A 9365-nucleotide genomic window follows, 5' to 3' on the forward strand; every position below is an offset into this window, starting at 1 on the left:
GTGCCCGAGGTCCGCCGCCTGATCAACACAATCACGACCCGACCCGTCGACCTCGCCGCGGCCCTCACCTGGTCGGCATGGAGACGATGCCATCAGACCCAGGCCAAAACCAGCCACCACAAACGACGAGCCGCCATCGAAGACGAGCAGCTCAGACGGTGAACCGTGACTGCCGTACTAGCAACGGAATGCGGCACCTGTCCGACCCATATTCCGCCCGCGGCCGCGACTTCTTCCACGGTGCCGCCAAAGCAAACAGCTCGGCAGACGCACCGGACCGATCACCGCCGACCAAGAACGCACCAAGCCGGCCGAGCAGTCCCGACACCCGTCAGCAACGCCACGCCGATCCAAGCGCCCAGTCCGCCCGCGTAGCGGTTGACAGCACGACATGCAACCAGCATGATTGTCAAGCCTGTCAATTAGTACAGGCGTTCGACTGCGATGCGCTTCCTCGCAGTCTCTTTGTGTTCTCAGATCCATGGGGAGGAACTATGAGACACAGGCTCATTCGGATCGTCGCGATCATGGCGCTCGGAGTCGCCACAACGGGCGCCACCGCGTTGCCGGCGGTCGCTGGCCAGGACAGTGCCGGGGCGGCCTCCGGCTTCGTTCTGGCGATCTCCGAGCCCGTCCCCGGCGGGTTCGCCAGCTGGGGCGAGCTGTTCGAGGTACAGGGCCGGATGAACGCAGCTGCGGCGGCGATCGCCGCCGCAGCCAACTCGTCCGCGCACTCGGGGCTCGGCTCGTTCATCGCCGCCCCCGAGAATCGGGAACTGCTGGTGTATTGGCACGGCAACGTTCCCTCGAATGTCGAGGCAGTCATCAACCAGATGCGCACCAAAATCCCGGTGAAGATCCTTCCGGCGCGCTTCACACAGGAGCAGCTCCTGCGTGAAGCGGCGATCCTCTCCCGGCATCGGGAGCTGATCGAGGTTGGGCCGCTTCCCGACGCCAGCGGGCTTCAGGTGAAGACGCGGCGTGGCGCGGATCTTCCAAGTCAGGCGCAATCGGCGCTCGACAACGCCAAGGTCGCCACGGTCCACACACAGGATGCGACCACGCTCGTCCAACTGGTGTCACGGCAGGACGACCAATCGCCCTACTACGCGGGTGGAACCCTCCTGATCGGAAGCGGTGCCTGCACGAACTCGTTTACCGTCAACCACGGCGGGCGCACGAAGCTGCTGACGGCCGCGCACTGCGGCAGCAGCGGCGCCAGCGTCTACGACGGCGGCAACGACTACATGGGCACGCTCGGCAACAGGAACACCACCCGTGACATCGCCCTGGTCGACGCTCGCGGGACCGGGCGCATGTGGGACGGGCCGTGGAACGAGTCCAGCGTCACCAAGGGCGTTCAATCGGCGACGTTCAGCGCCGTCGGTAACTGGCTATGCACGTCGGGCGCCGCCTCCGGTGTTCGCTGTGGAATCCAGGTCAAGAGCAACAACCAGACCATCGGTGGACAGTCGCCGATGGTGATCGCCGAGCAAACCGGTCATCTGAATGCGGCCGGGCAGGGTGACAGCGGCGGTCCGGTGTTCGAGATCCCCGCCCCGGACAACGGCAGGGTGATCGCTAAGGGCATCATCAGTGCCGGCGTGGTCGGATACTCGGCGTCCTGCACGGGAATTGCATATAGCTGCTACTACCGGATCGTCTATGCCGACGTCACGCAGACCGTCTCCTATCTCGGTGCCACGATCGTCACTGGGTAGTAACCGTAGGGAACCACAAGATCTACGCCGGGCGGGCAACCATTCCCCCGCCCGGCGTTGTTAGACCAGTGATGGAGCACACCGGCCAAGACTTCGACGAGTACGTGCGAGCGGCGTGGCCCCGCCTCGTGCGCTCCGCGTGGCTGCTCACGGGAGACTGGTACCGCGCGGAAGACCTCGTGCAGACCGTGCTCGCCCGCGCCTACGGCCACTGGCAGCGCATCCGAGACAACGCGCCCGACGCCTACCTGCGCAGCATGATGGCAACCACCCACCTGTCGTGGTGGCGGCGCCGCTGGCGCGGCGAAGTCCCGCACGATGCGGTTCCCGAACCATCCTCACAGCGGCCGTCCGACGATCTCGACCTGCGAGCGACACTCGCCGCAGCACTACAGCAACTGCCCCGGCAGCAGCGCGCAGTGCTCATGCTCCGATATCACGCCGACCTGACCGAGACGGCAACGGCGCACGTGATGGGCATAAGCGTCGGCACGGTCAAGTCCTACACCGCCCGTGCCCTCCACGGCCTACGTCGTGATCAGGCGATTCAAGCCCTCGCCACCGGGGAGCTGGAGGTAACCGATGAGCAACGATGACCTGCGACGGCTCCTGACCGACGCTCTCCCCGAGCCGCCGGCCAGCCTCTCAACCGCTCCGCTGGAAAACATTCACCGCCGCGCCCGCCGCCGCCGCCGGATCAGCATCACTTCTGCCGCAGCGCTCGTCCTGCTGATCACCGCAGGAGTAGCCATCGGCGTCGAAGCTTACCGAGGCGGTGCATTGGCACCACTGTTCGGCAGCGACGCATGCGCCGGCTCCACCCTACCGACCACACCCATGAGCCCAGCTCCCGGCGAGGCCACCCCACAGCCGGGCGGCTCGGCGGGGCTATCCGCGCTCGCCGATGCCGTACATCGCCTGGGCGACGACCAATACCGCACGACCTACGCCGGGCTGATCATGGACACCGAGCACGATCGAGTCCTGGTGTGGCGGATCCCGTCGCACGAATTCGATCGTGCCGTGGCTGCCATACCCGGACACGAGAAGATCGTCATGATGTGCGCGACCCACTCCTACGCGGATCTCCTCGCGACGACCGATCAGCTCCTTGCTGATCAAGAATATTGGAAATCGCGAGGCCTGGCACTGAACCAGTTTGGCCCGGAATACCGCGACAACTGCGTGCTGGTGACCACGTTGGATCCCGTTCGCGCTCAGGCGGAGTTGACCGCCCGCTACCCAAAATTGCCACTGTGCTTTACGTATGGAGCGGGCGAACAACTGGCCCAATAACCAAGGCACTGACGGTTCCGGACGCGACAGCCGTAACCGTGGTCGTGACTGCCCACTGTCACTGTGAACCTTGTCGGGTCATACACGCTGACCGTGCTCTTGGCATGGCGCTGGACGGCAACTCGACTCGATTCTGGTGCGGGGCGGAAGTCGCAGCCATAGTGGTGCCGTGGTATCAACAGACGACGACCCGTGGCGGTGGCTGGAGGAGATCGACAGCGCGCCGGCCTTGGCCTGGGTACGCGCCCGGAACGCCGAAACCGGGCACCTAACGGCCGGCGACGGCTTCGACGATCTTCGCTCCCAGATCCGGGAGATCCTGGCCGATGAACGCCGGATCTCCTATCCGGCGGTTCATGGCGAGTATTGGTAAAGCTACTGGCAGGACGCGGCTAGTCCGCGTGGGCTGTGGCGGCGCACCACAGCCGACTCATACCGCAGCGACAACCCCCATTGGGAGATCCTGCTCGACCTCTTACAGGTGGCAGAAGGCGCTTCATCTCTCAAGATCCACAATGCTGAGCAGTTGCTACCGAGTCACCCAGGCGAATATCGAACGATTACCGCCTCTGGTCATCCGGGCGCCTGACCCATACCGCGCCGGGAGCCATGTCGTATCCCAGATCGGCTTCAAATCCAGCTTCTACTAGGATCCTTCGCATTGCCTCGCCCATCGCCAATGCTGCAACGACGGCAACTCTGGCATCTGGATGCGTGAAGTCTCGCGGCGGCAGCATCGCGGCGCGCCTCCGAAGGGCCGGGCCGATTTCCCACTCGATGTAGACAACACTTGAATTATATTGATCAATGCGAATACATGCGCCGATGGTGACGGGCGGCGGTCCCGCCGGTTCGGGCACGAACGTCGCGGGAAGTCCGGCACCGGTGAGGGCTTCCTTGACTTCGTTGCCGAGAATTCGAAGTCGAAGGATGTCATCATCGGTGATCGAGGGCGGGGGTTCGCCGATCATAAGGTCTCCGCAAGCACGTAAACGTTGGTCGCGACCCGGCAAGGGATCGCGACCAACGTATCAAAGTTGCCACCTAAAGGTGTGCGTAGATCATACCTTTGAGGAGGTCCCGAGATTGCTGGTTGATGAGCTTTGCTAGCTCCGGGTTTGGATCGTCATAGTAAACGGCGAACTTCACTTCCAGGTTGTCTGCAATATACGGCTGCAAGGCTGGGTTGCATCTGAGGCATACTTGCCGATCGCTATACAGTTCGGTGATCTTGCCGACCGTCTGCCCATTGTCCTTCATCGCCTTGATCTTGTTGATGATGTCGATCTCGGAGTGAAGGTCGTCCCCCTGGCTGATGCCGTAGACGACCGTTTCCACCCCGTCAACTTCGACAACTGCGGCCGCGACGTTTCGCGCGTAGTTGTAGGCGTTTCCGGATGCAACCCGCCACTCGTGCGCTAGCTTCGGGAGTCCTTCGCTGGCGTAGCGGACCATGAGCCCGCAGTCACGGGCGCCGAAGTTGTGGACCAGGGCCGGGACGCCGTTAACGACTATGTAGTAGGTGTGGACACGGTCGACTGTCAGGTCGTACATGTCGCGCTGGCTGGTGAACGTTCTGACGGACTCGACGGTGAGGCCCTGGCCCGTGAGGGCGTGCAGGCGGTCACCGGGTTCGAGGCGGGCGGCGTCGACCCACCTGTGCAGCGTCCCGTCCACCCAGAACGGGTGATGTGGCGTTGTGTGGACGACCGACGTATGGCCGGCCGCGTTTCGCACGGTCAAGTCGGACAGTTCGAGGTCGCGGTTCTTGAACGTCTGGGTGACGTCTTCCACAGCGTTCTGACCGGTTGCGGGGTCGGTCGTCAGAACATGTTCACCGACGGCGATCTGGCTGATGGGTTTCGTGCTGCCATCGGCCAGCAGTACAGGGGTGTCGGCGGCGAAACTGTGCACGATGCAGGAGTCCTGCAACGCGCGGTAGATCTCCCGCTCGATCTTGGCGAGTGTCCCGGCGGCGATCTCGGCTGTCCGCAGGGCGGTGTACGCCTCGACGAACCCCGTCCCGGTGCGCATCGCCACCCGAAGCGCCCTGATGGCCGTCGCAACTCTGCCGAGGATCAGCGGCAAGGCGAGGTCGGCGGCTACCCATCCGCACGACGCTTCCCAGTTGTCAGGCGTGCCTTCCTGGCCATCGACGATGCCCAGGCCTTTGGCGCAGTTGACGTAGTCACTGATTAGTGCCTCGCCCAACCGCTTCAGAAGCGTGAAGACGTCTTCGCGATTGAGCTGCACGAGCTGGTCGCGTGTCTTGGGCACCAGCGTGACGGTGGCCAGGTGGTCGGTGGTCATCTCATCGGGGCAGAAGATGTCCGCGAGATCGGGGCATGTCACGAGTACGAAGTCGATCGTTCCGGTAATTTCGTACGTGACGGTGGTCTCGCAGAACTCCGAATTGCTCTCTGGCGGGCAAACAATCGGAGTCTGATGCACCACCTTCGTCGTGACGTGCGGCAATGCCTGCACGCCCGCCTCACCCGTGGGTGAATTCGTGCCCAGCGCGGCACGCGCTTGTGCATCGGCGTTGGCTTCAGCGAGAGCAGCGTATTGCTGCGCCTGCTCGGCATCGGCCAGCGCATGCTGTGCGGCCGCCTCAGCCGCAGTCGCGTCACGCTCCGCCTGCTCGGCAGCTTGACGTGCGGCGTCTGCGGCAGCCTCCGCCTGGTTGGCCGCCTGTCGGGCGGCCGCCGCATCTCGTTCGGCTTCAACCGCGGCATCGAGGGCCGCCGCAGCTTCGGCGGCCGCCTCCGCGGCATACTGCGCAGCCAACGCAGCATCCTGTTGCGCCTGTGCGTTGTACTGCGCGGTGCGGGCCTCAGACGCGGCGGCCGCCGCCGCCTCCTGAGCTGCCTCCGCAGCGGACCGGGCAGCTGCGGCAACGCTTTGCTGGGCCGCTGCCGCGTCCGCTGCGGCCGATGCGGCAGCCTGCGCTGCGAGCTTGGAATCTGCGTCAGCTTGTGCGGCTGCTTCGGCGGCTGCCTGCGCGGCTCGAGCAGCCTCGGCGGATTTGGCCTCGGCCGCAGCTGCTTGTTGCTCAGCGAGGGTCTTAACCTGCTGTCCGGTCAGCACAGCCATGCCGGCAGAAGTATCGGTCTCGGCAAATTTGGTGCCGAGAACGATCGCGTTGTCAGCCGCGGCGACAGCGGTCAGCGCGGCATCACGCGTCGCCGCGGCGTTGTCGGCAGCCGCGTGAGCTTTGCCGATTGCGACCGCAGCGGCTTCGTTCGACAACTGCGCCTGCGCCTTGGTCGCTTCCGCCTCCGCGCGCGCTTGGGCGGCGTGCTGCGCCGCGACGTCAGCCTGCTGTTTGGCAGCCTCCACAGCCTGGGCGGCCTCCTGCGAAGCCCAGGTTGCGTCGGCGGCCGCTGCGTGGGCTTCGGCTAGCTGCGCTTGTGTGATCGCGACATCGGCCTCGGCTGCCTTTGCGTTTGCCTGTGCGCGATCGGCGGACGCTTGAGCCTCGGTGGCGGCAGCACGTGCGGCTGAGGCCGCAGCAGTCGCGTCACCCGCAGCGGCACGAGCGCTCTGCGCATACTGAGCCGCTTCGTTCGCTGCGGCGCGAGCGGCGGTAGCCGCTGCCCTGGCAGCGTCCGCTTCCTCTCCCGCATCCATCGCGGACGCCTTTGCCTCCGCCGCTGCGGCTTGTGCTTCCTTCGCCTGTGCGCTCAGCTCTGCGTTGATCGCAACATTGCGCAGGTTGCTGGCTTCGCGCTCGGAATCCTCAGCCTCGTAGCGTTTCTCCGCAGCAATCGCGGCCTGGTCCTGAGCCGTCTGCCGGGCCTGCTGGGCGTTGCTGTTCTGCTGCTGTGCACGGGCCTCGGCGTCAGCCGCTTTCTGCCGTTCGGCCTCAGCTTTCGCCCGCTGAGCGGCGGCGTTGTCGCGTTCGGCCTTGGCGGCCAGCATCTTGGCGTGCGCGTCGGCGGCGGCCGCCTTCGCCGTGGCCTCGGCCGCCTCGGCCTTGATCCGGTCGTCCTTGGCCCGGTTGGCCAGGTCAGCTGCCTTCTGCGCCTCGTTAGCGGCCCAAAGGGCCGCGTTGTGCGCCTCGTAGGCGGCGTACTCAGCCGCGTACCGGCGGGCCTGGGCCTGGACCGCATACGCCTGCGCCTGCGCCTGCGCCCACAGCGCCTCGCTATCGGTGCCGGTAGTCTTCGACGCCTGCCACGCCGTATTCGCTGCCCCGGCGGCCGCCTGCGTAGCCGCGATCAGCGATTTCACCACCTGCGCCGACTGGTGCGCGTACAGCAGTGCCCGTCCCGGCGGCGCGCCGTAGGCTTCGGCGGCTGTCTTGGCCTGCGCTACCGCTGTGTCCACCTTGGCGCCTTCGGCGACCGCGGCGGTCACCTTCTGATTCGCGACGCCGACCTGTGTGCCGATACGGGTCTGGACGTCCTGCAGGATCGTGTTGATCGCTGCGATCTCAGCCGGGGTGATCTGGGTGCCCCGCGCCTTCTGGTAATACAGCGCACGCTCGGCGACCCACGCCTGGCCCATCGACTCGATCAGGGCCTCGTTCGCCGCGCGCATCTGCTCCCACGCAGCGATCTGCGAAGCGACGATCGCGTTGCGCGCCGACGTCTGGGCGCCGACCTCGGCCTCCCACTCGGCGCGGGCAGTCGTGACGACATCGGTCAGCACCCGATAGGGGTCCGGCGGGCTGGTGACATCGCATGATGCCCAGCGGGACTTGACCGCCTCGACCTCCACCCGGAACTCCGGTGTGCCACGTGTCGGAGCTACCTTGGGGAAGCCCCCATACTGCAGGAACCGGCGAGCGTCATCAGCGGTGATCTTGACCGTCAGTGCCTGGATTGCCAGCGCCGTGCCGTAGCCCGGGTACATCGAGTCCCAGTACGCCGTATAGGCCTGCAGGAATGCGTCCGTCGCGATCCCAGCAGTGATCATGTCCCGGATGCGGCTGACGGTCGCAGCACTGGCCAGCGGGGCATGCGGCTGCGTCCGGCTGAAGTGGATGCTCTCCCACAGGAACGCGTCGGTCGGGTAGCCGAACGACGGCGTGACACCGTAAGCGCCCGAGATCGAGTTCAGCTGGGCATACCAGGCGGCTTCCTGAGCATCGCGCTTGTGCAGCAGTGGATACTCGGCGGCGTCAGCGTCGCCGGCTGCCTGCAGTTCGTCCTCGATGTCATCTGGAGTGCCCGGCGGGCCGGCCAGCGCGTTCGCCGCCACCACCTGCCACCGCGGCCCGCCATGGTGCAACTCATCGCCGATCTGGCACTGCCACTGGCGGGTCCGCTCGCCGGTCACGTCCCGGGGGATCTGTGAGAAGCTCGAGTTGTACATGTCCAGATCGGGAACCGTGTACAGGCTCCACTCAGGCCACAGCGACCAGTTGAGATCCGGTGACGACGACGTCGAGGAAGCGATCTGTCGAACCGGCACGGCGGCGCTGGACGCCGTCACCGCCGTAGATCATTGGGAACGCCAGGCGTCAATGGGTTCCTGTGAACTTGCTGATCGACAGCGATGAGCGACCAACGACCAACGACCAACGACCAATCAGGAGATTCCGCCAGATCCGACATCGACTGCCGGTGCAAGAATCCCCGGAACGACAACAACTGGCATCTGGGCAGGGGAGAGCGCGGACGACGTTCGCACTACCCCACCTCAACTCGGCTGACAACAGCGTGGCCCTGGCCGCCTGCCTCGCTGACAATCTTCCAGGCCGCGATCGATGCCGCCGACCAGAGTGTTCTTCGCCCACCAGAGCGCAAGCCTCAACGGCGGCGCAGGTCAGGCCCACATCGAGGCTGTCCGCAGGAAGACGACACAACGTGACGCTCTCCGTCGACGGCAACCTCCGCCCGGGCGGCCTGCCCAGGAACCCGAGTCAAGATGCTCGACAGCGCACCGTGGAAGGCGATCGCCACAGCCACCGCCCACACCATGACACTCTGCCGAAGACATCGGCACTCGGATGCCGCGGGACATCATTCGTCACGTCGGCGGAGGCCTTAGCCGATCTTGGAGGCGCTGCCGAGGAGCCAATGTGTAGATCCTCAGCGGTGACCTCTGCAGCCTTCAACGGCTCGCCAGCAAAGGGGCTGGTGAGGGGATGGGGCCAAGCTGTCGGCCGCTCACGGCTCGGTATCGCTTCGGTAGCGGCCAGCACGGACTGGCTTCAGCGTGGTCAGCAGTCGTCACAGTCGAGATTGACGCGTCGCACTTCTTGTCCATACATGTGGTACACGTATGGTCCAGGCTCGGTGGCTAGTACTCCAGCCGCACTTGGCTGAGGTTGAGTCTTCGCTGGTAGTGGCTTGTTTTGGCTCGGTACTGGTGTCGGCGACGCCACCATGACCATCGATT

General features: G+C 65.3%; 6 protein-coding genes. 4 read left to right on the forward strand and 2 right to left on the reverse strand.

Annotation, left to right across the window (positions count from 1 at the left end; genetic code table 11):
- Nucleotides 1-494: 494 nt before the first annotated feature.
- From AB0M47_RS40515 to AB0M47_RS40530, 4 genes are all read left to right on the forward strand, one after another.
- A complete protein-coding gene (locus AB0M47_RS40515; protein ID WP_363423730.1) occupies nt 495-1721 on the forward strand; it encodes a hypothetical protein in 1227 nt (408 codons plus the stop codon).
- 71 nt (nt 1722-1792) lie between these two features.
- Nucleotides 1793-2317, forward strand: coding sequence for a SigE family RNA polymerase sigma factor (locus AB0M47_RS40520; RefSeq protein WP_363423732.1), 525 nt, complete (start codon nt 1793-1795; stop codon nt 2315-2317).
- The gene (locus tag AB0M47_RS40525) at nt 2304-3017 is read left to right on the forward strand and encodes a hypothetical protein (RefSeq protein ID WP_363423735.1); all 714 of its coding nucleotides are present in this window, start codon (nt 2304-2306) and stop codon (nt 3015-3017) included. Before AB0M47_RS40520 ends, AB0M47_RS40525 begins: the two co-directional genes overlap by 14 nt.
- A gap of 169 nt (nt 3018-3186) precedes the next feature.
- Complete coding sequence (locus tag AB0M47_RS40530) at nt 3187-3390, forward strand: hypothetical protein (protein WP_363423738.1); 204 nt, start codon at nt 3187-3189, stop codon at nt 3388-3390.
- A 187-nt stretch (nt 3391-3577) separates the two neighbouring features.
- Here the strand turns inward: AB0M47_RS40530 and AB0M47_RS40535 are convergent, their stop codons facing one another.
- Nucleotides 3578-3988: a hypothetical protein gene (locus tag AB0M47_RS40535; protein WP_363423741.1), complete on the reverse strand. Its 411-nt coding sequence runs from the start codon at nt 3986-3988 to the stop codon at nt 3578-3580.
- Nucleotides 3989-4061: 73 nt separating this feature from the next.
- On the reverse strand, nt 4062-8456 hold the full coding sequence (locus tag AB0M47_RS40540) for a polymorphic toxin-type HINT domain-containing protein (protein ID WP_363423744.1): 4395 nt from the start codon (nt 8454-8456) through the stop codon (nt 4062-4064).
- Nucleotides 8457-9365: the final 909 nt, after the last annotated feature.

The organism is Hamadaea sp. NPDC051192 (assembly GCF_040682475.1).
Classification (GTDB): Bacteria; Actinomycetota; Actinomycetes; order Mycobacteriales; family Micromonosporaceae; genus Hamadaea; species Hamadaea flava.

Excerpts from the sequence above, each read along its gene's own strand:
- AB0M47_RS40525 (WP_363423735.1), top strand. The coding sequence starts at position 2,304 with ATGAGCAACGATGACCTGCGACGGCTCCTGACCGACGCTCTCCCCGAG.
- AB0M47_RS40520 (WP_363423732.1), top strand. The coding sequence starts at position 1,793 with ATGGAGCACACCGGCCAAGACTTCGACGAGTACGTGCGAGCGGCGTGG.
- AB0M47_RS40535 (WP_363423741.1), bottom strand. The coding sequence starts at position 3,988 with ATGATCGGCGAACCCCCGCCCTCGATCACCGATGATGACATCCTTCGA.
- AB0M47_RS40515 (WP_363423730.1), top strand. The coding sequence starts at position 495 with ATGAGACACAGGCTCATTCGGATCGTCGCGATCATGGCGCTCGGAGTC.